General features: G+C 69.4%; 22 protein-coding genes and 1 pseudogene. 13 read left to right on the top strand and 10 right to left on the bottom strand.

The features are described from left to right. The 5 genes from V5E28_RS00955 to V5E28_RS00935 are packed head-to-tail and all read right to left on the bottom strand — an operon-like array spanning position 1 to position 4,789. Complete coding sequence (locus V5E28_RS00955; protein WP_336203988.1) at positions 1–1,275, bottom strand: glucarate dehydratase family protein; 1,275 nt, start codon at positions 1,273–1,275, stop codon at positions 1–3. Continuing rightward, positions 1,272–1,667 carry a universal stress protein gene (locus tag V5E28_RS00950; RefSeq protein WP_336203986.1) on the bottom strand — a complete coding sequence of 132 codons (396 nt, stop codon included), beginning with the start codon at positions 1,665–1,667 and terminating at the stop codon, positions 1,272–1,274. Before V5E28_RS00950 ends, V5E28_RS00955 begins: the two co-directional genes overlap by 4 nt. After that, on the bottom strand, positions 1,664–3,187 hold the full coding sequence (locus tag V5E28_RS00945; protein ID WP_336203985.1) for a tripartite tricarboxylate transporter permease: 1,524 nt from the start codon (positions 3,185–3,187) through the stop codon (positions 1,664–1,666). Before V5E28_RS00945 ends, V5E28_RS00950 begins: the two co-directional genes overlap by 4 nt. A gap of 9 nt (positions 3,188–3,196) precedes the next feature. Continuing rightward, a complete protein-coding gene (locus tag V5E28_RS00940; protein ID WP_336203983.1) occupies positions 3,197–3,730 on the bottom strand; it encodes a tripartite tricarboxylate transporter TctB family protein in 534 nt (177 codons plus the stop codon). Between the two features lie 51 nt (positions 3,731–3,781). Then, the gene (locus V5E28_RS00935; protein ID WP_336203981.1) at positions 3,782–4,789 is read right to left on the bottom strand and encodes a tripartite tricarboxylate transporter substrate binding protein; all 1,008 of its coding nucleotides are present in this window, start codon (positions 4,787–4,789) and stop codon (positions 3,782–3,784) included. Positions 4,790–4,957: 168 nt separating this feature from the next. Between V5E28_RS00935 and V5E28_RS00930 the strand changes: the two genes are divergently transcribed. The 6 genes from V5E28_RS00930 (at position 4,958) to V5E28_RS00905 (ending at position 10,258) form a co-directional block, all read left to right on the top strand. After that, complete coding sequence (locus V5E28_RS00930) at positions 4,958–5,872, top strand: LysR family transcriptional regulator (protein ID WP_336203979.1); 915 nt, start codon at positions 4,958–4,960, stop codon at positions 5,870–5,872. 152 nt (positions 5,873–6,024) lie between these two features. Next, on the top strand, positions 6,025–6,939 hold the full coding sequence (gene kdgD / locus V5E28_RS00925) for a 5-dehydro-4-deoxyglucarate dehydratase (RefSeq protein ID WP_336203977.1): 915 nt from the start codon (positions 6,025–6,027) through the stop codon (positions 6,937–6,939). Between the two features lie 4 nt (positions 6,940–6,943). Continuing rightward, positions 6,944–8,266, top strand: a complete 1,323-nt coding sequence (locus V5E28_RS00920; RefSeq protein WP_336203975.1) for an enolase C-terminal domain-like protein — start codon at positions 6,944–6,946, stop codon at positions 8,264–8,266. A 121-nt stretch (positions 8,267–8,387) separates the two neighbouring features. Beyond that, positions 8,388–9,287, top strand: a complete 900-nt coding sequence (locus V5E28_RS00915; protein WP_336203974.1) for a CHRD domain-containing protein — start codon at positions 8,388–8,390, stop codon at positions 9,285–9,287. Between the two features lie 104 nt (positions 9,288–9,391). Further along, positions 9,392–10,024 carry a pyridoxamine 5'-phosphate oxidase family protein gene (locus tag V5E28_RS00910; protein WP_336203972.1) on the top strand — a complete coding sequence of 211 codons (633 nt, stop codon included), beginning with the start codon at positions 9,392–9,394 and terminating at the stop codon, positions 10,022–10,024. A gap of 15 nt (positions 10,025–10,039) precedes the next feature. Next, a complete protein-coding gene (locus V5E28_RS00905) occupies positions 10,040–10,258 on the top strand; it encodes an AbfB domain-containing protein (RefSeq protein WP_336203971.1) in 219 nt (72 codons plus the stop codon). A 161-nt stretch (positions 10,259–10,419) separates the two neighbouring features. On the opposite strand, the gene rox is transcribed toward V5E28_RS00905, so the two are convergent. Both rox and V5E28_RS00895 read right to left on the bottom strand, forming a co-directional pair. Then, on the bottom strand, positions 10,420–11,883 hold the full coding sequence (rox, locus tag V5E28_RS00900) for a rifampin monooxygenase (protein ID WP_336203970.1): 1,464 nt from the start codon (positions 11,881–11,883) through the stop codon (positions 10,420–10,422). Positions 11,884–12,082: 199 nt separating this feature from the next. Continuing rightward, on the bottom strand, positions 12,083–13,033 hold the full coding sequence (locus V5E28_RS00895; RefSeq protein ID WP_336203969.1) for a LysR family transcriptional regulator: 951 nt from the start codon (positions 13,031–13,033) through the stop codon (positions 12,083–12,085). A 112-nt stretch (positions 13,034–13,145) separates the two neighbouring features. Between V5E28_RS00895 and V5E28_RS00890 the strand changes: the two genes are divergently transcribed. The 6 genes and pseudogenes from V5E28_RS00890 to V5E28_RS00870 all read left to right on the top strand — a co-directional run bounded on the left by V5E28_RS00890 (position 13,146) and on the right by V5E28_RS00870 (position 18,570). Next, positions 13,146–13,766 (top strand): LysE family translocator, encoded by a 621-nt coding sequence (locus V5E28_RS00890; protein ID WP_336203967.1) that lies wholly within the window; start codon positions 13,146–13,148, stop codon positions 13,764–13,766. Positions 13,767–14,092: 326 nt separating this feature from the next. Continuing rightward, on the top strand, positions 14,093–14,893 hold the full coding sequence (locus V5E28_RS00885; protein WP_336203966.1) for an SDR family NAD(P)-dependent oxidoreductase: 801 nt from the start codon (positions 14,093–14,095) through the stop codon (positions 14,891–14,893). A gap of 331 nt (positions 14,894–15,224) precedes the next feature. Beyond that, on the top strand, positions 15,225–16,199 hold the full coding sequence (locus V5E28_RS00880; RefSeq protein WP_336203965.1) for a DUF2207 domain-containing protein: 975 nt from the start codon (positions 15,225–15,227) through the stop codon (positions 16,197–16,199). A 100-nt stretch (positions 16,200–16,299) separates the two neighbouring features. Beyond that, complete coding sequence (locus V5E28_RS00875; protein ID WP_336203964.1) at positions 16,300–16,722, top strand: DUF3052 domain-containing protein; 423 nt, start codon at positions 16,300–16,302, stop codon at positions 16,720–16,722. A 176-nt stretch (positions 16,723–16,898) separates the two neighbouring features. Continuing rightward, positions 16,899–17,219: pseudogene (locus V5E28_RS49415) on the top strand (nitroreductase family protein); the annotation flags it as partial. Positions 17,220–17,301: 82 nt separating this feature from the next. Then, positions 17,302–18,570 carry an MFS transporter gene (locus V5E28_RS00870; protein WP_336203962.1) on the top strand — a complete coding sequence of 423 codons (1,269 nt, stop codon included), beginning with the start codon at positions 17,302–17,304 and terminating at the stop codon, positions 18,568–18,570. 445 nt (positions 18,571–19,015) lie between these two features. Here the strand turns inward: V5E28_RS00870 and V5E28_RS00865 are convergent, their stop codons facing one another. From V5E28_RS00865 to V5E28_RS00855, 3 genes are all read right to left on the bottom strand, one after another. Beyond that, positions 19,016–19,603, bottom strand: a complete 588-nt coding sequence (locus V5E28_RS00865) for a hypothetical protein (RefSeq protein ID WP_336203961.1) — start codon at positions 19,601–19,603, stop codon at positions 19,016–19,018. A gap of 285 nt (positions 19,604–19,888) precedes the next feature. Further along, positions 19,889–20,065 carry a hypothetical protein gene (locus tag V5E28_RS00860; RefSeq protein WP_336203960.1) on the bottom strand — a complete coding sequence of 59 codons (177 nt, stop codon included), beginning with the start codon at positions 20,063–20,065 and terminating at the stop codon, positions 19,889–19,891. 25 nt (positions 20,066–20,090) lie between these two features. Further along, positions 20,091–22,619 (bottom strand): LuxR C-terminal-related transcriptional regulator, encoded by a 2,529-nt coding sequence (locus V5E28_RS00855; protein WP_336203959.1) that lies wholly within the window; start codon positions 22,617–22,619, stop codon positions 20,091–20,093. 88 nt (positions 22,620–22,707) lie between these two features. On the opposite strand from V5E28_RS00855, the gene V5E28_RS00850 reads away from it, so the two are divergent. Then, a complete protein-coding gene (locus tag V5E28_RS00850; RefSeq protein WP_336203958.1) occupies positions 22,708–23,898 on the top strand; it encodes an NAD(P)/FAD-dependent oxidoreductase in 1,191 nt (396 codons plus the stop codon). Positions 23,899–23,949 lie beyond the last annotated feature (51 nt).

Here is a 23,949-nt window from a genome sequence, read left to right as displayed (position 1 = left end):
CTACCAGCGCGCCGTGTTGGGGGTGAAGTCCGGCACCACGGTCCGCATGTACGCCGTGTCCTCGCGGCCGCGCTGCCCGCACGTGACGTACTGCTCGTGCAGGGCGGCCAGGGCGTCCTCGTCGAGCTCGACCCCGAGTCCGGGACCGGTCGGGACGGCCACGCTCCCGTCGCGGAACTCCAGCGCCCCCGGCTTGACGACCTCCTCGCTCTTCCACGGATAGTGCGTGTCGCAGGCGTAGGTGAGGTTCGGGGTCGCGGCCGCCAGGTGGGTCATCGCCGCGAGGCTCACGCCGAGGTGGGAGTTGGAGTGCATCGACAAGCCCATGCCGAACGTCTCGCAGACGCCGCCCAGCAGCGCCGAGCGCCGCAGGCCGCCCCACAGGTGGTGGTCGGACAGGACGACCTGCACGGCGTCGGCGGCGACGGCGGGCGGGAGGTGGTCGAAGCAGATGACGCACATGTTCGTGGCCAGGGGCAGCTCGGTGTGCCGGGCGACCTCGGCCATGCCGTCGATGCCGGGAGTCGGATCCTCCAGGTACTCCAGAGCGCCGGCCAGCCGGTGCGCGACCTTGATCGAGGTGTCGACCGTCCAGGCGCAGTTGGGGTCGATGCGCAGGGCGCGATCGGGGAAGGCCGCGGCCAGCGCCTCGATCGTCTCGATCTCGTGGGCGGGATCGAAGACGCCGCCCTTGAGCTTGATGGCGGTGAAGCCGAAGTCGGCGACCATCCGGCGGGCCTGGGCGACCATCTGCTCGGGCGTGACGCCCTCGCCCCAGGAGTCGTCCTCGTGGCCGGGGTGGCCGGCCCACTTGTAGAACAGGTAGGCCGAATAGGGCACGCGGTCGCGTACCGCGCCGCCGAGCAGGTCGCTCACCGGCCGGCCGAGCGCCTTGCCCTGCAGGTCCAGCAGCGCCACTTCGAAGGGCGAGGCCACGGTGTCGACGGCGCTGGAGAGGTCGAGCATGCCGCCGAAGCTCGCGCCCGCGCCGCCGCTGGAGGCGCCGAGCGTCTCCTCGACGACGCGGCGCAGCCCGTTGAGGTCGAACACGTCCAGGCCGGGCAGGGCGGCGGCGACGGCCGCGAGGCGGTCGAGGTGCGCCTGGTCGGCGTACGTCTCTCCCAGCCCCGCCAGCCCGGAGTCGGTGTGCACCTGGACGATCGCGCGCAGCACGAAGGGCTGGTGCACGCCGACGACGTTGAGCAGGGGTGGGTCGCGGAAGGCGACGGGGGTGACCGTGACCCGGCTGATCCGGCCGGCGCCGCGGTCGCTCACCTGGCCGCCTTGACGCTGAGGACGGGAACGCGGGCCTCCATGAGGATCCGCTGGGCCTCGCTGCCGAGGATGAACTTGCCCACCAGCGAGCGGTGCCGCAGCCCGATGACGATGAGGCCGGCGCCGGTCTCCTCGACGAGGTCCTCGAAGGTCTGGAACAGGTCGTCGTCGTGCAGCGGCTGGCGCACCTCGGCGTCCACGCCCGCGGCGCGTGCGCGTTCGAGCAGCGCGGCGCTCGCCGCGTCGTCGATCTTGTGCTCGTCGACGACGGCGCCGCGGCGCGGGGAGTTCACGATGATCACGCGCTCCCGGCGCAGCGCGCCTTCGCGCAGTCCCGCGTCGACAGCGGCCTCGCCCTCGGGCGTGGGCAGGTAACCGACGAGGATCGTCATGGCGTCTTCTCCTCAACTGGCTCTTCCGCGCGATCGGCGGAGGTCTTGCGGCGCACGGCCTTGCGGATCAGTGGCAGCGCGGCGACGAGCACGATCAGGGCGAACACCGTTCCCGAGATCGGGCGGGTGATGAAGCCGGTCGGGTCGCCGCCGAAGATGAGCAGCGCCTGGCGCGCGGAGTTCTCGATCATCGGGCCGAGGACGAACGCGAGGACCAGCGGCCCCGGCTCGAAGCCGAGCTTCTTCATGAGGTAGCCGAGCACGCCGAAGACGATGACCAGGAAGATGTCGTAGACCTGGTTGTTCACGGTGTACGCGCCGAGCAGGGTGATGAGCACCGTGATCGGGGCCAGGATCGCGGGGCGGACGCGCAGGATCCGCACGAAGACGCCGACCATCGGGATGCTCATGATGAGCAGCAGGATGTTGCCGATGTACATCGAGTTGATGACGCCCCAGAAGACGTCGGGGTGCTCGGTGACGAGCTGCGGCCCCGGCTGGATGCCCTGGATGAGCAGCGCGCCGAACATGAGCGCCATCGTCGCGTTCGCCGGGATGCCGAGCGTCAGCAGCGGGATGAACGACGACGTGGCGGCGGCGTTGTTGGCGGTCTCCGGCGCGGCCACGCCCTCGATGGCGCCTCTTCCGAAGCGTTCCGGCTGCTTGGCGCGCCGCTTCTCCAGCGCGTACGCCGCAAGGGAGGAAAGCGTCGCGCCGCCGCCCGGCAGGACGCCCAGGACGAAGCCGATGACCGAGCCGCGCCCGATCGCGCCCTTGGCCTGGCCGAGGTCCTTGCGGGAGGGCCACACATTGCCGACCTTGGCGGGCGCGTGCACCTGGTTGTGCCGTTCCTCCAGGTTGTAGAGGATCTCGCTGAGACCGAACAGGCCCATGGCGATGGGGATGAAGTCGATGCCCTCGGCGAGGTTCAGGCTGTCGAAGGTGAACCGCTCGGCGCCGGTGAAGGTGTCGCGGCCCACGGTCGCGATGAGCAGCCCGACGCAGGCGGCGATGATCGCCTTGAGCTTGTTGCCGTTGCCCACCGAGGAGATCAGCAGGACGCCGAGGATGCCCAGCGCGGCGTACTCCGGCGGCCCGAAGTCGAGGGCGAAGCCGGCGACGACCGGAGCCAGAAGCGTCAGGCCGATGATCGAAACGGTGCCGCCGATGAAGGAGCCGATGGCCGCGATGCCGAGGGCGGTGCCCGCCCTGCCCTGTTTGGCCAGCGCGAAGCCGTCGAAGACGGTCACCACCGAGGACGCCTCGCCTGGGAGGCGGAGCAGGACCGAGGTGATGGTCCCGCCGTACTGGGCGCCGTAGAAGATGCCCGCCAGCATGATGATCGCCGGGACCGGCCCGATGCCGTACGTGATCGGCAGCAGGATGGCGATCGTCGCACCGGGGCCGAGCCCGGGGAGCACGCCGATGAGCATGCCGATGATGACGCCGGCCAGGCAGTAGAGCAGGTTGGCCGGCTCAAGCACGACGCTGAAGCCGTTGAGGATCGGAGAGATGTCCATGTGGCTTTCTCAGATGAGGCGCGGGAGCGGAATCTGGAGCAGCACGACGAAGAGCACGTAGAACGCTGCCACTGTGGCGACGCTGATCACGATGGAGGAGCGCCACGATTCCTTGCCCAGCCAGCGCAGCCAGACGAACACGAGGAGCAGTGAGGGGATCTCGAAGCCGATCACCGGGAGCAGCGCGGCGAGCAGGACGAGTGTCACCACGCCGACCGTGGTGAGCAGGCTCGCCTTCGAGAACCGCTCGGCGTCCTCCAGGCCGCGGCCGGTGACGACGAGCACCGCCGACAGCACGATGATGACCACGCTGATGGCGAACGGCCACAGGCCGGGCCCCGGCTGAGTGAGACGTCCGAGCCCGAGCGCGTAGGATCCGATCGCCCCGAAGACGCCGACGGCGAGAGCCACCAGGGCCGCCGTGATCTGGGAGATGGGGCCCGCGTGCGGCGGCCGCCCCTCTTCCAGCTCCGCCTGGAGCCGGTCGGCGTCGATGACGTCTCCGAGCGGATCAGGCGACCTGGCAGGGTCGGACATGGACATGCTCACTCCTTGGTGGGGCGGACGGGGCGGAGGCGGGGGCCTCCGCCGCCGCTATCCGGCCAGGCTGATCCCGAACTCGGCCAGCTGCTCTTTGTACGTGGTGGTGTCGCTCTGCAGAGCGCTGAGCACCTCCTGGGGGGAGACCTCCATCGGCGTGAGCGAGTTGTTCTCGTTGAACTTCTTGTACTCCGGGGTGGCGAACGTCTTCTTGGCGGCTTCCAGCAGTCGCGCCTTGACGTCTTCCGGCGTGCCCTTGGGCGCGGTCAGGAACCGGTACTGCGTCACCAGGACGTCGAACCCCTGCTCCTTGGCCGTCTTCACGTCGGGCAGGAAGGGGATGCGCTTTTCGGAGAAGACCGCGAGCGGGACGAGCTTACCCGCCTTGATGTTCTCGATCGCCTCGCCGATCTGCATGGTCGAGACGTCGACCTGGTTGCCGAGCAGGGCGGTCAGGTTGGGGGCGCCACCGTCGAAGGGCACCGCCGTCGCCTCGATCCCGGCCGTCTTGAACGTCAGCGCGGAGGCCAGCTGGGCGCCCGTGCCGACACCGGTCGTGCCGTAGCGGATCGTCTTGCCCGCCTTCTCCATGTCCTTGATGGAGGTGAACCCGGACGCGGGGTTGGTCGCCATGACGTAGTCGTCGCGCGAGACGCCGGTGATGACGTCGAACGAGTCGATCTTCGTAGCCTCTGCGGGGGACACCGTGAGCGGCGTGATCGTGAAGAGCGAGGCGTTCTGCACGGCGACCTTGTAACCGTCGGCGGGCGCGCTCTGGAGCTCCTTGGCGTTGAGCGCGCCGTTGGCGCCGGGCTTGTTGAGGACCGGCGCGGAGACGCCGAGCTCCTTGGCCATGCCCTGGGCCAGCGAGCGGGTGATGAGGTCGGTCGAGCCGCCCGCGGAGGCGCCGACGCTGAACTCGATGTTGCCGGTCGGGTATTTCCCGTCGCCGCCGCCGGAAGAGGTCGTCTTGACACCACCGCACGCCGTCAGCGCGATCGCGGCGGCGGCGCCGAGGACGCCCGCGAGGATGCGGCGGGGGGCTGTCCGAGATGTCGGCATGGACTTCTCCTTCATGCGGGCGCTGTGCCGCGCGTGGTCTGCTATGAAGTGGCGGCTGGTGTTGCGTGATGGTTGCCGCAAAGTTTCGCTCGTGGTCTCCGGAGACTAAGTACCAGATCGATGCCTGTCCAAGCTCAATTCGGTATTAAGTGATACTCTTTGGGCATCATGCTAACACTGGATCAGGTCCGGGCATTCGTGGCGGTCGCCGAGGAACTGCATTTCGGACGTGCCGCTGATCGGCTGCGCATGACGCAGCCGCCGCTGAGCCGTCACATCCAGAAGCTGGAGCGCACGATCGGCGTGACCCTGCTCGAACGCGACAACCGCCGCGTCGTCCTGACCGACGCCGGACGTGGCTTCCTGGAAGACGCCCGGCGCATGCTCACGCTCGTCGACACCGCGGGTGACAGGGCGCGCCGGATCGCGGGCGGCGCCACGGGCACGGTGCGCCTCGGCTTCACCGCCGTATCGGCCATCAGCATGCTCGGCGTCCTCCTGCGCCGGCTGACCGATGAGGTGCCGGAGATCGACGTCATCCTCCACGAGCGGGTGACCGCCGGGCAGGTCGACGGCATCCTCCGCGGCGAGCTCGACCTGGGCCTGGCACGCCCGCCCTTCGACATCGTCACGCTCGGCTCCCGGCTCGCCTTCCGCGAGCCGCTGTACGCCGTGGTCCCCGTCGGCCATCCCCTGGCCGGCCTCGACCGGCCACTCACGCCGGACGACTTCAACAACCTGCCGGTCATCAGCTACAACCCGGTCCAGTCGCGCTACTTCCACGAGCTCACCGTCCGATTCCTCGCCAACGCACACGCCAGGATCGAGCAGCAGGTGCACCAGATCCTCACCGCCGTGCTCCTCGTGGCGGCCCGGCGGGGAGTGGCGCTGGTGCCCGCCAGCGCCCGGTCGCTCGGCATCGAGGGCGTCGTCTTCTGCCGCCTGACACGCGGCGGCGGCGACCCGCTGGACCGTGACGGCGTCGCGGGGGAGCCGGTCGAACTGCACGTCATCTGGGACCGCGACTCGACCAATCCCGCCCTCTGGCGCGTGCTCGACCTGCTTCCCGGCATCGGCGCCTGATGGCCGCCTCCGGCCTGTGATGCTCTCCGGGTATCACCGGATGCAGAATCGCACTTGGACAGGAATCACCCCTTCTTCCTAGGCTGGCGAGCGACAGACGTTACCGGCGGCGAGGGACCATCCCACGGCCGCGTGTGAAGCAAAGGACCGGCATGCCCGACTTCTCGCCACAGGAACTCGCCTCGCAGCTCAAGAGCGGCCTGCTGTCTTTCCCCGTCACCCATTTCACCGAGGACCTGCAGTTCGACGAGGCGGGCTATCGCGACCACCTGTCCTGGCTGAGCGAATACCCGGTGGCCGGGCTGTTCGCCGCGGGAGGCACCGGTGAGGGCTTCTCGCTGACCGGCGAGGAGATCGACCGGGTGCTGCGGGCGGCGGTCGACGAGGTGAACGGCAGGCTGCCGGTCGTGGCACCCGCCACGGGCGGCACCGCGAACGCCGTCGAGCAGGCCAAGGCCGCCGAGGCCGCCGGCGCCGACGGCCTGCTGCTCATGCCCCCCTACCTGACCGAGGCAGGCCAGGAGGGCCTGGTCGACCACATCAGCGCGGTCTGCCAGGCCACCGACCTGGGCGTCATCGTCTACAGCCGCGCCAACGCGATCCTGACCGACCGCTCCGTGGAGGCCCTGGCCGACCGGAACGAGACCTTCGTCGGGTTCAAGGACGGCGTCGGCGACATCGAGAGCCTCACGCGCATCTACGCCGCCGTCGGTGACCGCCTGGCCTACATCGGCGGCCTGCCCACCGCCGAGACCTTCGCGCTGCCGCTGCTCCAGCTCGGCATGAGCACCTACTCCTCGGCGATCTTCAACTTCGTCCCGGAGTTCGCGCTCGACTTCTACGCCGACGTCCGGGCCCAGAACCGCGAGGCGGTCTACCGCCGACTCAGGGAGTTCGTGATTCCGTACCTGGACATCCGGGACCGCACGAAGGGATACGCCGTGTCGATCGTCAAGGCGGGCCTGAAGGCCGTCGGACGACCGGCCGGACCGGTGCGGCCGCCGCTGCAGAACCTGACCGACGGCGAGCTGGCCGAGCTGACCACCCTCATCAACAAGATCAGCTGAGCCCATGTCCCCGACCATCGAAAACGTCGAGGTCGTCCCGGTCGCCGGATACGACAGCATGCTGCTCAACCTCAGCGGCGCGCATGGGCCGTTCTTCACCCGCAACATCGTCATCACCACCGACTCCGACGGACGCACCGGCCTCGGCGAGGTGCCAGGCGGCGAGGCGATCCGCCGGACCGTCGAGGAGGCCGGCGCGCTGCTGCGAGGCAAGCCGGTCGCCCGGTTCCGCAGCCTGCTGCGGTCGGTGGCGGCCCGCTTCGCCGACCGGGACGCCGGCGGGCGCGGTGCCCAGACCTTCGACCTGCGCACCACCGTGCACGCGGTCACCGGCCTGGAGTCCACCCTGCTCGACCTGCACGGACAGCACCTCGGCGTGCCCGTGGCCGAGCTGCTCGGCGAGGGCCGGCAGCGTGACCGGGTGCCGATGCTGGGCTACCTGTTCTACGTCGGAGACCCGGCCAGGACCGACCTGCCCTACCTCGTCGACGACGCCGGCGACGACCGCTGGTCCCAGCTGCGCCGCAGGGAAGCCCTCACGCCCGACGCGGTGGTCGCGCTGGCCGAGGCGGCCAGGGAGCGCTACGGCTTCACCGACTTCAAGCTCAAGGGTGGGGTGCTGGCCGGCGAGGAGGAGGTCGAAGCGGTCAAGGCGCTGGCCCGAAGGTTCCCGGACGCGCGCATCACCCTGGACCCCAACGGCGGCTGGCTGCTCGCCGACGCCGTCCGGTTGTGCCGCGGGCTGGGCGGCGTCCTGGCCTACGCCGAGGACCCCTGCGGTGCCGAGGGCCGATTCTCCGGCCGGGAGACGATGGCCGAGTTCAGGCGGGCCACCGGCCTGCCCACCGCCACCAACATGATCGCCACGGACTGGCGCGAGATGGCGCACGCCATCCGGGCCGGCGCCGTCGACATCCCGCTCGCCGACCCGCACTTCTGGACCATGGCCGGATCCGTCCGCGTAGCCCAGCTCTGCCATGACTTCGGCCTGACGTGGGGGTCGCACTCCAACAACCACTTCGACATCTCGCTCGCGATGTTCACGCACGTCGGAGCGGCCGCTCCGGGCGAGATCACCGCGCTGGACACGCACTGGATCTGGCAGGACGGCCAGGCGCTCACGACCACGCCGTTCCAGATCACCGACGGCGGGATCGACGTGCCGGTCACGCCCGGGCTCGGTGTCGAGCTCGACCGCGCGGCCCTCGCCGAGGCCCACGAGCTCTACCTCCGCCACGGTCTCGGTGCCCGCGACGACTCCGTCGCCATGCAGTATCTGGTCAAGGACTGGGTGTTCGCCCCCAAGCGGCCCTGCCTCGTCCGCTGAGCCAGACTGTGAGCCTCATCTGAGGCCTGAGCGCATGAATGCGTATTTATCCTCACTCCCCTAGGTGAACCCCGCGAAGGAGACAGCCGTACCAGGCCGTGAGACCACCGAAAGGGTAATCATGAACATGCGCACCCTCATCGTCCCCGGCCTGCCCGTCGCCGCCGCACTGATCGCCACCTCACTCAGCCCGATCTCCGCGCAGGCCACCACCCCCGTCTATCTCGCCGCGGCGCTCAACGGCGCGAACGAGGTGCCCGCCCAGGGGATGAAGGTCGGTGACCGGGACGGCAGCGCCATCGCGGTGTTCCGGATCCATGGCAGCCGGGTCGACTACGCCGTCCGGTGGAACAGACTGGCGGCGCCCGGCGGGTTCCACATCCACCGCGGCCGACAGGGCGAGAACGGCGACGTCAAGGTCCCGTTCTTCGGCCAGGCACTGCCGCCCACGCTCCACGCGGTCAAGGGCACGGTCGTGGTCAAGGACCTCGACCTGCTCGGCCGCATCGTCAACAACCCCGGCAACTGGTACGCCAACCTGCACAACGCCGAGTTCGGCGGCGGCGCCGTACGGGCTCAGCTGTACCGGGTCCGCCCGGTGGCGCTGGAGTCGGTGCTGGCGCACGGGTTCGGCACCACGCTCACCACGCGGGCCGACGGGCGGCAGGAGGTGGCGGCGCCCGGCACGAAGGTCGGCGACCGGGACGGGCGCGCCGGAGTGCTGGTGCAGCCGGAGGGCGGCCGCGTCTGGTTCGCCGCCGCGTGGAAGCGGATCGGGGCCCCGGTCGGCGCGCACATCCACCGCGCCCCGAAAGGCAGGAACGGACCCGTGGTCGTGCCCTTCTTCGCCGCGGAAAAGGGCCTGCCGAAGGGCGTCAACGGCGTCGCCGGCAGCGTGACCACCCCTGCCGAGGTGGGCCGCCGCATCTGGAAGAACCCGAAGAACTGGTACGTGAACCTGCACACCGCCCAGTTCCCCGGCGGCGCGATACGCGGCCAGCTCTACCGGGGCGACTGGTAGGACGCCCGGCCCACGCGCTGCCTGTCCTACGCGTTCCGGGGGTTGTGACCGGATGTCGGGAAATCTCGGACTGCCACGATGGTAAGGCTCCTTATATTCGGATCGTGAACCCTTCTGAGATCCGTACGGTAACGACCGAGGCCGAGCTCCGGGAGATCGTGAAAGAGCCGCCGCAGACCATCTGGGACAAGGACATCGCCCGGATCGACGAGCACGCGCGCACGATCATCGCCCACTCGCCGTTCGTGCTGCTGGCGACCTCCAACTCGGACGGAACCTGTGACGTCTCGCCCCGAGGGGACCCCGCCGGGTCGGTGCTGGTCCTCGACGACCACCGGCTGGTGCTCGCCGACCGTCCCGGCAACCAGCGGCTCGACAGTCTCCGCAACATGCTGCGCAACCCCCACGTCGGGCTGCTGTTCATCGTGCCGGGGATGAACGAAACCCTCCGGATGAACGGCCGCGCGACGCTCGTGTCGGACGCGCCGTTCTTCGACGACCTGGTGGTCAAGGGCAAGCGGCCGCGGCTGGGCGTCCTCATCGACGTCGAAGAGCTGTACATGCACTGCGCGAAGGCGTTCCTGCGCTCGTCCCTGTGGAAGCCCGAGACCTGGCCGGACCGCAAGAGCCTGCCCACGCTCGGACGGATCGCCAAGGACCAGATGGGCATCAAGGGGGTTCCCGCGAAGGTGATCGACGCGGGGCTCGCCATGGACGCCAAGATGAACCAGTACTGAGATCCGGTTCGCCAGGTGCTGCCCGGCGCCCTTCAGCGTGATCTGGCGTGCGCCGCCGACGCCACCTTCCGCCAGGTCCCCGGGCTGGCGGACACGTCGTGGACGTCGTTCCAGTCCTCCAACTATCCCGACCGGTACATCCGGCACTGGAACTACCTGCTGCGCCTCGACCCCATCACCGACGCGCAGGGCCGTGGCGACGCCACGTTCCGCGCGACGGTACCTTCTCCCTGACAGGCTCCTTGTGGACGTCAGCCGACGACCCGGCTACCCGGCCGATGCTTCGATCAGCGGCATAGGCAGGGCCCCGGCAAGGTCGTGACCGGTGTCCTGCTCGACCCGATCCACGCGCTCGCCGAGGCACCTGCGGCGCACCGTTCGCACCGGAGCGTCCCTCACCCGGCCGTAGAAGCTCCTGCGGCGCCGAACCACTTGGCCAGCGCGACCCCGAGCGTCTGCTGATCCTCGCCGACCCACGCGACGTGCCCGTCCGGCCGAAGCAGTACCGCCGGCACGTCCAGCTCTTCGCTGATGTCGGCGACGTGGTCGACCCGGTCGGCCCAGCCGTCCACCGAAAGCCGCCCCGTCTGGTCGAGCAGCAGCCCGCTGCCGGTGCGCATCAGCTCGAACAGGCGCCCTTGCTTCAGCTGGACGTCGCGCAGCCGCCGCCCGAGCAGGGCATGGCCCTCACCGAAGTCGTACCGGATGCCGATCGCCGTGATCTTCTCGATCAGGAACCGGTTGACGTCGTTGAAGTCCATCAGCTGCGCCAACAACCGCCGAACCGCCTGCGGCCCGGGCTCGTTGGTCGTCAGCTGCATCTGTGCACGGGTGTTGTCCAGCACGTCGGCGGCCACCGGATGCCGCTCGGACTCGTAGCTGTCCAGCAGGTCGTCCGGCGCCCAGCCGTTGACGGCCGCCGCCAGCTTCCAACCCAGGTTGAACGAGTCCTGGATCCCGAGATTGAGCCCCTGCCCACCCATCGGCGGGTGGACGTGCGCGGCGTCCCCGGCCAGAAACACCCGTCCGACCCGGTAGCGCTCGGCCTGGCGGGTGGCGTCGCCGAAGCGCGACAGCCAGCGGGGGGAGTGCACGCCGAAGTCGGTGTCGGCGTACTTGCGCAGTTGTTGCTTGAACTCCTCGAGCGTCGGCGGCACCGAACGGTCTTCGACCACGCCCTCCGCCGGCACGACCGCCCGGAACACCCCCGTCTTGCCCGACGGCCCGATCCCGAACCGCTTCTCGGTCTTGCGCACCTCGGTCATCACTTCGGTGATGTCGTCCGGGGACGCCGTCACCTCCATCTCGCCCAGCAGCGTGTCGATTTTCGACGGCTCGCCGGGGAATCCGACTCCGAGCAGTTTCCGAACCGTGCTGCGCCCGCCGTCGCAGCCGACGACAAACCGCGCCCGCAACGGCGTTGCAGTTCCATTTCCAAGGTGGACGGTCACGCCGTCGTCGTCCTGCTCCAGCCCGACCACCGCACAGCCGCGCCGGATCTCGGCTCCGACTTCGGCCGCGTGCTCGGCGAGCAGCTGGTCGGTGAGCGTCTGCGGAATGCCGAGCACGTATCCGTGGGCGGTGTCCAGCCCGGTGGGAGCGGGCTTTTCGATGCCCGCGAAGAATCCCCGGACGTCGCCGGGACGGATCGGGTACTGCTTGCCGTTCTCGAGGAACCGCTCCAACAGCCCCCGCTGATCCATCACCTCGATACTGCGCACGTGCAGCCCGAGCGACCGCACGAACGGCGGCAGCTCGGGCTCCTTCTCCAGCACGAGCACGTTGACGTCCTGCAGACGCAATTCGCTCGCCAGCATCATGCCGGTCGGCCCGCCGCCGGCGATGATCACATCGAACATGCATGCCCCCCTGGTGTGCCGATTCTTGCGCTCGGCCGACGATTGTGCGCCACGACCGGGGTCTTGCCGCAAGCCCGGGGGTGCGGTATAGGTTCAAAGTGTTCGGAGGGTACCGATGGCGGCCACCTCCCTTCTCAGAACCGTGCTTGCCACTCGTCGCGGCACACCTGGCCGGTTTCACATCGCTTTTCCGGCGGCTTCATTGCAGTTCATGCCGGACTTTCGGGCTGGAGACCGGCCTTGCCGATATGAGCTTGGCATTCCGTACGGCACTCTTATCTGTCTGCGTCGCCGCGGCTTGGGACAGGGCGGCGACCAGCGCCGCGGTCGCGGGAGGATCGGGCGGGTCGCCGTAGGTGGCGGCGTAGATGCGGCGGGGCGGGACCGGGAGAGGGGTGGCGGTGATCGCCGGGTGACGGTGGGCCAGCAGCGCCAGCCCCGGGATGGTGGTGACCCCCATGCCGGCGGCCACCAGACTCTGCATGACGACCATGTCGTCGGTGGTGTAGGCCAGTTGGGGGGAGAAGCCCGCCTGCTGGCACATCTCCACGAGGTGGTTGCGGCATCTCTCGCAACCGGCGACCCATGGGGTGTCCTTGTGCTCGGCGAGGGTGACGCCCCCGCCGGTCGTGAGCAGGAAGAGCGGGTCGTCGAGTAGGTGGAGCAGGCGGACGCCGTCCTCTTCGGGAGCCGTCTCGTCGTACCGGAAGATCAGGGCGACGTCGATGCGGCCTGCCCGTAAAAGCTGCAGCGCGTCCTCAGGATGGGTGTCGGCCAGGCCGAGTGCGAGGCCGGGGTGCTGCTGGGCGAGGACAGCGGCGGCCTGCGGCACCAGCGAGCTCATGACGGAGCTGAAACCGGCCAGCCTGACCCGCCCGGCGTTCAGGCCGACGAGCGTGGAAAGCTCCGCCGTAGCCGAGTCGACCCTACCGATGATCTCCGCCGCCCGGTCTGCGAGCAGGCGACCCGCCTCGGTGAGCCGGATCCCCCGGCCGACCCGCTGGATCAGCCTGGCGCCGGTCTGAGCCTCGAGCCTGGACAGGTGATGGCTGACGGACGGCTGGGCGTAGTGCAGTTCCCTGGCGGCCGCGGTTATCGACCCGTGTCGCCGGACGGCATCAAGCACGCGAAGCTGGGCGATGCTCACCATTCATAGAGTTTATCCATGATTGAGCGAAAATTTTGACATTAGACCTATGAATGGTTCTCCGTCAGGCTCAGGGCATGACCACGACGCCCGCTCGACCAGAGAGGACAAGGCGATGATGGCCTTCGCGATAGCGGCACTGGTACTGATCATGATGCCGGGGCCGGACCAGGCCCTAATCACTCGGAACGCCCTGGTCGGCGGCAGATATGGCGGCCTGCTGACCATGGTCGGCGGTGTTCTCGGCCTGACCGTGCATGCCGGCGCCGCCGCGCTGGGGCTGGCGGCGCTGCTGCTGGCCTCGACCACCGCGTTCACCGTGCTCAAGATCGTCGGCGCGGTCTACCTGCTCTGGCTCGCCCTGCAGATGCTGCGATCGGCGGCCCGGTCCAGGCGTCAGCCACCGGCGGATCAGCCAGTCGCGATGCCGCAGCGCCGGTCGGCGTACCTGCGCCAGGGTTTCCTGTCCAACGCGCTCAACCCGAAGGTGGCGCTGTTCTTCGTCACCTTCCTGCCCCAGTTCCTGTCCGTCGGCACCGGCTCGCCGCAGGCCGAGGCCCTGCTGCTCTCGGCGATCTTCGCTCTGCTCTACCTCGCCTGGTTCGGCCTGTACATCGCCGCAGTCGACAGGCTGGGCAGATGGCTGCGCCGGCCGAAGGTGCAGGCTCGGATCGAGCAGATCACCGGCCTGGCCCTGCTCAGCGTGGCTGTCCGGCTGGCGATCGCCTCCCGGTGACGCACACACGATCCTCAGACACATTCACTTTCTCTATGGCATTGCCCGATTCTCGGCATTAGACCTGATGACTTCCAGGTCACATGCTTTCTCCATGGCGACTTCGTCCTTTCCGGTCTCGCGGAACTTGTGGCGAGCATTCAGAGACTCCGTTGAGCAGTCGCCGTCATCGCCGACGGAGGTCCAGCGCCGCAGAAGGGATCTCGCCAGGTAGACGTTCATGGCGAGGCCGGGCGCGGAATACGCGACCGCGTAGCAGGAAGACCCCCGATCGAGTGTCAGCAAGCCTGCCGACACCGACCCACGACACAACCAGAAAAGGGACCATGACGATGCTGGAGAAGAAGGTCGCCGTCATCTACGGCGGCGGAGGCGTCATAGGCAGCGCGATCGCGCGCGTGTTCGCGCGGGAAGGCGCCCAGGTCTTCCTCGCGGGGCGTACACATGCCCGGATCGACCAGGTGGCGAAGAGCATTGCCAGAAACGGCGGCCAGGCGGACGCGACGGTGGCCGACGCCGCGGATGAGCACGACGTAAGTCGCCACCTGGACGAGGTCGTCGGCCGGGCCGGGCGGCTCGACATCCTCGTGAACGCGGTCGGCATTCCCCATGTGCAAGGTCCGCCGCTCGCCGAACTCAAGACCGACGAATTCATGGCCCCGGTCCTCGGGCACCTACGCACGTTGTTCATCACCACCCGGGCCGCCGCTCCTTACCTGGCGGCCAACCGCTCGGGCGTTGTCCTCACGTTGTCCACCCCCGGTGCCCGGCTGACGGGACGCGGTTTTCTGGGCAACGGAGTGGCATCGGCCGCAGTCGAGGCCTTCTCCCGCATCATGGCAGGTGAGCTCGGCCCCGACGGAGTGCGGGTGGTGTGCATCCGGCCGCACGCGATGCCGGAGTCGCTGGGCGGATCGCACCTCACCGCAGCGTTCGCAGGGATGGCGGAGCGCGCCGGCACGACGGCGGAGGCATGGCTGGCCGGCGTCGCGGCTCAGGGTACTTTGCTCGGGTACCTGCCGACCCCCGACGACGTGGCCGAGTACGCGGCGTTCGCCGCTTCGGACCGCGCCCGGACGATGACGGGGGCAATCGCCAACCTGACTTCCGGATCCGTCGTCGACTAGCGCATCGGAATGGCGTTGGGGTCTTCCCCGGCACGGCGTTGACGGGCGGGGACCCGGCTGAAGATCGCAAACCTCTCCGACGTCAAGCCCAGGCACAGCGACAGCGACGGGCGGCCGCCTGTCACATTCGAATGTCAGACGATCGAGAAAGGTCAGCCTCATCGGCCCTGCTGAGGGCCGCTGTTACGGAGGACCGTCTCCACGGATTGACACTCGCGTAGGTGAGTCGCATCAATGAGGCCCGGCCCAGACGCGTCGCCGTCACGTACGTTCGAAGCAGGGGCGAGTTTACGTAGATGATGCGCCAAGGGGGACCATGCGCCATTTATTGGTGTTGATCTGTGCACTTTGTACGCTGCCGCTTGCCTGCGGCGCGCCCGCGCAGGCGGCGACCGCCGACGATGCGATCTACACGCTTCCCGGGACCGCCGTGCTCGCGGAGGTCGGCGCGGACGGCCGGGTCAAGGTCACCGAGAAGCACACCTTCACCTGGCGGCAGCCGGGGCACAGGGCCTACCTCGACATCCCGCTGTCCTCGGGGATGCGGGCTGAGGACATTTCGGTCAGCGAGGGGGACACCGCCTACCGCCGCGGCCCTGACGTCGCCGTAGACGGGGACCGCCCGGCCGGCACGTACGGCACGCGCTGCTGCGACGCCGAGCAGCAGCGCGTGACCTGGTACTTCTCCGCCGGCCCCGGCTCCACCCGCACCTTCACCGTCCGCTACACCCTGCGCGGAGCAGTCACCGCCTACCGCGACCAGGCGTTCCTCAGCCTGCCGGTGTGGGGCGAAGACTGGCCGCAGACGCTCGACCTGCTCCAGGTCGAGGTACGGCTGCCGCTCGGCCGCGGCCCGGGCGCGGGCGTCCTGGAAAGCGCCAAGGAGCCCGCGCTCACCGTCGACGCGACCACGCGCACGGCCACCATGACCGAACGCCGCATCGCCCCAGGCCAGGCGCGCACCGTCGAGCTGGCCTTTCCGCGCGGCCTGCTCGACAAGAATCCCGCCGGGGCCCACGTGGAGTCCGGCAGCGGCGGCTCCCGCCTCGCCGGACTGCGCACCGCCCAGTCCGACACCTTGGCCTGGGTATTGATCATCATCATGATGGTTGGCGTTCTCGGCCTGATGCTGTGGGGTCTCGTCGACCATCTGATGAAGCGTCGCCGTCCTTCCCGCTCCTCGGGCGCCGGGTCCCGCTCCTCCGGGAGCTCGTACGGCGGCTACTCGGGCAGCGGCTACTCGAGCGGCTACTACGGCGGCAGCGGTGGGAGCAGCAGCGGAGGAGGCGGGGGTGGCGCCTGCTGAGCGGCCCGGCGCGAGAGCTCGGGTGCCGGATCACGCTCCGTCGGGTGTTGAGCGCCGGTCGAACGCACCCCGTCGAGGCATCGGAGGAGGCACTGAAACGGTGGAGGATGCTCACCAGTCCGGCATCGCCGACAAGCTCGGCATCGAGCCGGGAATGGTCATCCAACGGCAAGGTCGGGGGAAGGACGTCGATGACGGCGTTCGGGCCGCCGTCGAGGAACGGATCGGCGGCGATCTGCTGGACGAGAGTGCCGATGTGATCGTCGACGTCGTGTTGCTGCGCTGGCGTGCGGGCGACGGTGACCTGGTGGACACCCTCATGGACGCGATGGGCACCCTCGCGGAGTACGGCGCGATCTGGGTTCTGACCCCGGAGGCCGGCCGGGACGGGCATGTCGAGCCCAGCGACGTCGCCGAGGCTGTACCGACCGCGGGACTCGTCCAGACCTCCAGCGTGAGCCTCGGCGACGACTGGTTGGCGACCAGACTGACATTGCCGCCCTGGCGGGAGACCAGGCGCTGAGATCGTCTTCGGGGCCTCTCCTGCGACTACGGTCCCGACACCGGGCGGATCGTCAACGGGCCAAGCGGAGATCCCGCTCGGGGGATCGGCGATGTCCAGGTGCCTCAAAAGGCCGGCCCAGGAGGAGGCGTTCCTCTCGGTGGCTGCCGCTGCTCCGCTGGTGACGCAGATATCTGATGTCATCAGTAAATGTCCGGCTAATGGCCGGACGCTGCCCTGGATGCGGCCCGGCTGATAGGCGATTCTTTTCGATAAGGAAGGTCGGATTTGCCCAGATCTGCCTGATCTGGAGCGAAGCGAGCCATGCCCCGGGGATGAGGAGCAGCACCTGGAAATACTCCACCCCGTGCACGTATCGCATGCTCCACCTCGACGTCGGCCGCCTCAGCCACACCGTGTACCTGCTGGCCGCCGCGCTCAGGCTCGGCGTTACCTTCACCGCGGCAATCCGCGATGAGGCACTGGAAGACCTGCTGGGGATCGACGCCGCTCACGAATGGGTGATGGGCCGCTCGGTGATTGGCGCGCTGAAACACACGACCACAATCAGTCACACCGAGTATTCACAGGGGCGGTACGTTGCTGGGAAAGGGCCAGGCACACGACCGCGTCACCTATGCGGACATCTTCGGCGAGCGCGAGTTTCGCGCGCTGTTCGTCAGCCGGGCGCTGTCCACCATCGGCGACTACGTCGCCCGAGCGGCGTTGGTCATCACGGTCTTCGCCGAAACCGGGTCCGTGGCTCTCATGGGCTTCACCTTTGCCCTGACCACTCTGCCGGACCTCATCGGCGGCCCGATGCTGGCCGGTCTGGCAGACCGGTTTCCCCGGCGTGCTGTCATGGTGGTCGCTGACCTCGGACGAGCGCTCCTCCTGCTGCTCATGGCGATCCCGGGGCTGCCACTGTCCGGCCTGTGGGCATTGCTTTTCGTAATCCGGCTGCTGGACTCACCGTTCAACAGCGCCTACATGTCCACTATGGCCGTGGTATTGCCGGGGAAGCGGCTCGTGAAAGGGGCCGCGGTCACACAGCTGGTCAACCACGTCGCCTACACGGTCGGCTACGGCGCCGGGGGCGTGATCGTCGCGCTTACCGGACTGTCCGTGGTCCTGGTGTCCAATGCCGCCACCTTCGCCCTGTCTGGCCTGGTAATCCTGCTGGGGATGCAGGTCCGCCCGGCGACTGCTCGCGCCGGTTCCTCGTCTTCCTGGCTTGGCGCCACGCTTGTCGCGATCCGCTACATCACCGCCCACCCGCGGCTCCGATTGATCATGCTGTTTCCGTTCCCCATCGCCACCACACTCGTATGCGCGACGCTTGCGCCGCCCTATACGGCGCAGGTCGATCACGGGCCGACGGCCGCCGGCCTACTGATGGCTGCCGGTCCCGCCGGCATCGTCGTCGGGCTCTGGATCTTGCCCCTGCTCATACCCGACCAGCGCGCGCGGCACGTCGTGGTCCTGTCCATCACCAGCTGCGCACCACTGATGCTGTTCGTCGCCGTGCCCGGGGTGGTGGTCGCGGCGGCGCTGATCGTGATCTCCGGAATCGCTTTGTACTTCTGGATCCCGCTCGCCGCCGAGTTCACGCAAGCCATTCCCGACGACATGCGCGGACAGGCCGTGGGACTGCTCACGACGGCGATGCGTGTCACTCAGGGCACCGCCATTCTGATATTCGGACTCACCGCCCAGAACGCGATGTCATCCACGGTGATCGCGGCGTCCGGAGCGATCGGAACGGTCATGGTGGCCGTCTTGTCCGCGGCATGGATACGGGCGAGCAGGCCCGCGACGATCTCGGTGGCATCGCAGACCACTCCGTCCGACGGCGACGCGGGCCGGTAATCCCGCCGCGCCACGAGCGTCAGCTCTGGACAAGTCGTCCGTCGTGTGTCCGTGAACTGCAGGGGAGGCTGCGAGGTACCCAGCAGATTCCGGACAGTCGGCTACATAAGCTGACAGAAGTCTGGAAGAGGTAGGTACGTGACGAGGCGTCGCAGGCAGTTCTCGCCGGAGTTCAAGGATGAGGCCATCCGCATGGTGCTGAAGGGCCAGGACGCGCTCGCAGTCGAGCCCTGACACCTACGCCTGCGGGAGGCGGCGTGGTTCCATGCCGAGCGCGCCGTCCTGGGCGCTGTCCGCCATCGGGCGATAGTGGACGGTCTCCGCTCGCAGGCCGTCCAACTCGCCTCCGCCACGGCGAAAGATGACGAGCCAGTGCAAATCAGCTGTTGAGTGAGGTGCAGCCGCCAGAGGACTTCGCCGGAGCCGGGACACCTCGCGAGCCTTGTCAGGCAAGAAGCTGCATGGCGATGATGCCGATGCCGAGCGTGAAGTCCAAAACGGCGCAGAATTCCGTGAGGGAGCGGGTGACGACTCTGTTGGCTCTCCAGAGAATGACGTCGAGGGTGGCGTGGCCGATGAGGGCCGCAGCGACGAGGTAGCCGCCGAGGGCGGGCGACAGGGACACTGCGGCCACGGCGGCTGCGCCGAAGACGAGCATGGCGGGAGCCTGCGCGGCGGTCAGGCGGCGCCGGCGCAGAAGGCCGCCGGCCACGGCGAGGACCAAGAGGGTGACGGCGCTGGCCACATAGGCAGGCCACGGATTGATGTCGAGCTGTTCCAGGCCGATCATCGCGACCACGGAGGCGGCCCACATGATCCAGGCGGCACCAGGCTTGGCGAGAATGGCGGTGGCCAGGTAGAGCAGGGCGGCCAGAAACACCACAGCCGCCTGGCTGCGGCCGTCATCCAACTCTGCGAAGGAAACACCGGTGATGGCCAGTCCGAGCCAGGTGGGCCACCGGTGCGCAATCGCCGCGAGGACGCCGGCCTGGGCGGTGACCGTGCTTGCCGGCGGAACTGATCCATGAACCATGTCGTGCAGTATCGAGCAGCGGAAAACGTCTTTCCAGGGCGGCAGCCGGACATCGGACGGACATGACGGACCCTGACAGCTACCCGAAAAACAGGTAGGAAATATTGATTTGGCCCGAGGTGTGCCTATCCGACGGCCCTGGCGGCACCGCACCGCTCCTGTATGAGGCGACGCGTGGGGTCAGAAGCCGATCGGCTCGCGTACCAGGACGATCGTGGCGCGGTCCGGCAAGGCCTCCCGCTCCGCGATGAGGATCAGCGGAAGTAGGGACTTTCCCTGCCTTGGTCATGGGGAGACAACCAGTTCCGGCGGGCGGTCAGGGAGCGGCGTTTCCTGCGGGACGGGGTGCGCGCGCCAAGGTGATCGGCAGGCGTCCTCGTACGCAGGCCGGGGGCATCCGGCCACGACCAGCGCCAGCCCCAGCAGGCCGACGAGCGCGACTGTGATGACGATGGAGTCCATGGGGCCCTCTCGAACCACGGCCGGCCTACGGCCTGAGCACGTCGGGAAGCTGGCTGCGCTGCTCGATGTTCAGCTTGCGATAGATCCGGTGCAGGTGGCTGTGGATCGTCCGGACCGACAGATGCAGGCGCACGGCGATCTCCCGGTCGGACAGTCCGCGAGAGGCGAACGCGGCGACCTCGTACTCCCTCCGCGTGAGGATCGCAGGAGGGGAGCGGACGCCCGGAGTGCGGGCGCCTTCGCAGGCCGCGAACAGGTCTTCGAAGCGCGCCGACGATGCCAGGGCCGACCCGAGCCGGCCCTCGGCCCGATGGATCAGCGCCGCGGCGGCCGCCGCCTCGGCCGCCCACAGCGTGCAGCCGGTGGCGGCGGCCTGCCCCGAAACGCCGTCGAGGGCGGGCGCGTCCCGGCGGGCCAGGGCCGCGGCGTTCCCGGCCATGAGCGACTGGAGAGCGCTCTGGCTCGTCGAGGCCAGACGCTGAAGATCTTCGACAACCGTGGCGGCGGCGCCCAGCCGCGCGGCTTCGTGCAGCACCCACGAGGCCATCAGCATCGAACCGACCTGTTCCAGCCCCGCGGCCTGCCTGCGGGCGAGATCCACCGCCGCGGTGAGATCTCCTGCGGCGTACCGGGCCCAGACGGAACCGCTCCGGCGCGGCGCCGCGAAGCCTTCGGGAAGGGCCGCACGCAGCCGCTCGGTCATCTCGCGGGCCCGCTCCGCCTCGCCAAGCAGGGACTCGGCCTCGGCCAGCGCGTCCAGACCCCACATCTGGGGGTTCGCCGGAATGCCGTGGATCGGCATCACGGCGAGAGCCTCCCGCAACCACCGGCGGGCGGTGGCCGGGCGACCGGACAGCAGGAAGACCTGCCCGAGATCGTGCGCCCAATAGGCGCGCCACGTCGCGGCCCGTCCCGCCGCCTCCCCTTCCAGCGCGGAAAGGCCGAGCTCGATCGCCTCCGCGATCTGCCCGTCCAGTGCCAGGGCCTGCAAGAGGGCCATGCGGATGAACTCCGCACGCGGGCCGTCATCGGCCTCCAGCGCGGCATGGGCGAGGTCGATCGCGTCCCGGGTCCGTCCCGCGCAGGCGAGCGCCCGCACCTGCGAGACGGCGAGCCAGGAACGCACCTCGCGATCGGCCGGATGGCGGAGAAGAATCCGATCTCCGACCTCCACCGACTCGCGCATGTGCCCGACCGCGAACGCCTGCGCCGCCTGGCCTGTCTCCAGCCGCAGCCGGATCCGCGGGTCGGCCGTCGTGTGCGCGGCCGACGACATCGTCTGCCGCGCCTCGTCGATCTGGCCGCGGATCAGGTGGACGCGTGCCCGTGCCGAGAGCGCCTGGACGCGTGCGGCGTCGTCCGGCGCGGCCGCCTCCAGTTCACGAGCCAGTTCGAGAGCCCGATCCGCCTTTCCGAGGTAGGGCAGCTCGGCGACCAGCGCCAGCCGGGACTCGAATGATCCGTCGGCGTCGACCGCGGCGTGGAGCAGGCGCGCGGCGAGCTGGTGATCCAGCCCGTCGGACGCCTCCCTCGCCGCATCGCGGAGCAGCCCGGCATCGGCAGGGACACCCGCTTCCACTCTCCACACCGCGATCCTGACCCGGTCGCGCCGACGGCGAGCTCCGGTGGCCTCGACCGCGTCGGCGAGCCGCCGGCGATGCTCGCGGGCCCGCAGTGGGGGAAGCGTGGCTCGCAGCGCCTCGCCGTACAGGGGATGGACGAGCGCGACGAGCTGGCGCCGCCGGTCCGGGAGTGCGGTGAGCAGACGCTCGGCCTCGAGTGCCGCGATCACGTCGGTGTCGAGCAAGCGTTCCAGGATCGCCGCGCCGACCGGCTCGGCGAGGGCCACGAGCTCGGCCGCGGCCCGGACGGCGGGAGCGAGCCGGTCGAGACGCGCGGCGATCGCCGCAGGCAGGCCGGCGGTTTCGAAGATCGGCTGAAGGAGTCGCCAGACGCCGTCCGTCTCGGTGAAGGTCGCGGCCTCGACGAGCTCGCGCAGGAGGAGCGGATTGCCGCCGCTCAGCCGCAGGAGGAGGGCGGGCAGCGCCGACTCCGCCTGCCCGCCGAGCGCGGCGGAGAGCACTTCGGCGATCTCGCCTTCGGTCAGCCCTTCCAGCGCTATGCGGTCGAGGTCACGCCACCACTCGTCGGGCTCCCGTACGGCCATCACCACGGGGACCGAGGCGCCGCCGAGAAGATGCCGCGCCAGAGCGGCGGACGCCGGATCGAGCAGGTGGGCGTCGTCGATCACCAGCGCCCCCGAGCCCGCGACGCGGGCGGCCGCCGCCGTGAGCATGCGGGTGAGTTCACCGTCGGCCGCCGGGGGAGGGAGCAGGTGGGCGAAAGGCAGCAGCGGGATCCCACCCGGCGTGGCGAAGACCCAGTTCACCGGGAATCCGGCGGCTTCGGCTCTGGTTCGGGCCTCGGAGAGCAGCCGGCTCTTGCCGATCCCGGCCTGCCCGGTGACCACCACGCCGGGTCCCGCCCGCCCGGTCATCACCGCCACGATGCGATCGAGCTCGCGCTCACGGCCCACCAGCGGCCAGGTGTTCATAGCGGGAGGGTACTGCGCATGCCTTATCCGGAAAATGCAGTAATCCACTACTGATGCGACGGCCCCTGGTCCGCCTCACCGTGGTCTCATGACGTACGACGTTGTCATCGTGGGTGCGGGAGTGGCCGGGTGCACGGCCGCGATCCTGTACGGCAGAGCGGGCCTGCGGGTCGCGCTGATCGAGAAGCACCACAACATCTCGACGCACAAGGTCCTCTGCGGGCATTTCGTGCTCGCGGGCACGCAGCCGATGCTGCGGCGAACCGGCCTCTGGGAGGCCATGGTTGAGGCGGGCGCGGTGACCGGGCACATCTCGCGCTGGACCGCCGCCGGCTGGTTCGTGCCGGAGCCCGGCCTTCCCCAGCCCATCAGCCTGCGCAGGGAGAAGCTGGATCCGCTCCTGCGGACGATCGCGGCCGGGACACCGGGTGTCGATCTCATGCTGGGGCGTACCGTGACGGGCCTGCTGGAATCCGGCGGGCGAGTCGCCGGCGTGCGTGTCGGCGACGAGGAGATCCACGCGCGGCTGGTCGTCGGGGCCGACGGCCACAGATCCCCCGTGGCCCGGCTCGCAGGAGTCACGGAGGACGTCGCGCCGAACGAGCGTTTCGGCTGGTGGGCGTACTATCGCGGAGTCATCTCCGGCGGGCCCGGCGGGAACCAGATCTGGTCCCTGGACCCGGACGTCGGCATCCTCATCCGCACCGACGACGACCTGCACATGCTGGTGGCGTTCCCCGCGAAGGCGCGGCTCGGCAGCTTCCAGGCGGACCGGGCGGCCGCGCTGGAGCGGTTCATCGCCTCGCTTCCCGACGCGCCGGACCTGTCCTCGGCGGAGCGGGTCTCCAAGGTGATCGGCACGAACGACTACCCGTGCATCAGGCGCGATCCCGCTCCGCGCCCCGGACTGGTGCTGGTGGGAGACGCGGCCATCACCGGCGACCCGACACCGGCCGTCGGCTGCGGCTGGGCGTTCCGCGCGGCCGAGTGGCTGGTGGAATCGACGGCGCCGGCGCTGCGTGACGGCTCCGACCCGGCCGCGGGGGTCGCGGGCTATCGGCGAGCACTCCGTTTCGTCGAGGCGCATGATCGGCTCGGCCGCCAGGACGCCCGCGCGAGGCCGGCGAACCGGGTGCAGAGACTGATCACGAAAGCTGCCATGCGCGACCCTGAACTCGGCCGCCGCGTCTACCTGTTCTCGATGCGCGCCATCCCCGTGAGCGCGATGGTCAACGCTGGGACCGTCCTTCGGGCCCTACGGGCGGTCATGCGGCGGTGAGACGTAAGGCGCGGGTATCGCGCGTACACATCCGGCCGGAGCCATCCGACG

The sequence above is a fragment of the Nonomuraea sp. LPB2021202275-12-8 genome (genome assembly GCF_037044575.1).
Taxonomy (GTDB): domain Bacteria; phylum Actinomycetota; class Actinomycetes; order Streptosporangiales; family Streptosporangiaceae; genus Nonomuraea.
This window is presented reverse-complemented; position numbering and strand designations above follow the sequence as displayed.

Bases quoted from the DNA above. Each gene is read 5' to 3' on its own strand.
- V5E28_RS00950 (WP_336203986.1), bottom strand. From the start codon at position 1,667: ATGACGATCCTCGTCGGTTACCTGCCCACGCCCGAGGGCGAGGCCGCT.
- V5E28_RS00945 (WP_336203985.1), bottom strand. From the start codon at position 3,187: ATGGACATCTCTCCGATCCTCAACGGCTTCAGCGTCGTGCTTGAGCCG.
- V5E28_RS00940 (WP_336203983.1), bottom strand. From the start codon at position 3,730: ATGTCCATGTCCGACCCTGCCAGGTCGCCTGATCCGCTCGGAGACGTC.
- V5E28_RS00935 (WP_336203981.1), bottom strand. From the start codon at position 4,789: ATGCCGACATCTCGGACAGCCCCCCGCCGCATCCTCGCGGGCGTCCTC.
- V5E28_RS00930 (WP_336203979.1), top strand. From the start codon at position 4,958: ATGCTAACACTGGATCAGGTCCGGGCATTCGTGGCGGTCGCCGAGGAA.
- kdgD (WP_336203977.1), top strand. From the start codon at position 6,025: ATGCCCGACTTCTCGCCACAGGAACTCGCCTCGCAGCTCAAGAGCGGC.
- V5E28_RS00920 (WP_336203975.1), top strand. From the start codon at position 6,944: ATGTCCCCGACCATCGAAAACGTCGAGGTCGTCCCGGTCGCCGGATAC.
- V5E28_RS00915 (WP_336203974.1), top strand. From the start codon at position 8,388: ATGAACATGCGCACCCTCATCGTCCCCGGCCTGCCCGTCGCCGCCGCA.
- rox (WP_336203970.1), bottom strand. From the start codon at position 11,883: ATGTTCGATGTGATCATCGCCGGCGGCGGGCCGACCGGCATGATGCTG.
- V5E28_RS00895 (WP_336203969.1), bottom strand. From the start codon at position 13,033: ATGGTGAGCATCGCCCAGCTTCGCGTGCTTGATGCCGTCCGGCGACAC.
- V5E28_RS00890 (WP_336203967.1), top strand. From the start codon at position 13,146: ATGATGGCCTTCGCGATAGCGGCACTGGTACTGATCATGATGCCGGGG.
- V5E28_RS00885 (WP_336203966.1), top strand. From the start codon at position 14,093: ATGACGATGCTGGAGAAGAAGGTCGCCGTCATCTACGGCGGCGGAGGC.
- V5E28_RS00865 (WP_336203961.1), bottom strand. From the start codon at position 19,603: ATGGTTCATGGATCAGTTCCGCCGGCAAGCACGGTCACCGCCCAGGCC.
- V5E28_RS00860 (WP_336203960.1), bottom strand. From the start codon at position 20,065: ATGGACTCCATCGTCATCACAGTCGCGCTCGTCGGCCTGCTGGGGCTG.
- V5E28_RS00855 (WP_336203959.1), bottom strand. From the start codon at position 22,619: ATGAACACCTGGCCGCTGGTGGGCCGTGAGCGCGAGCTCGATCGCATC.
- V5E28_RS00850 (WP_336203958.1), top strand. From the start codon at position 22,708: ATGACGTACGACGTTGTCATCGTGGGTGCGGGAGTGGCCGGGTGCACG.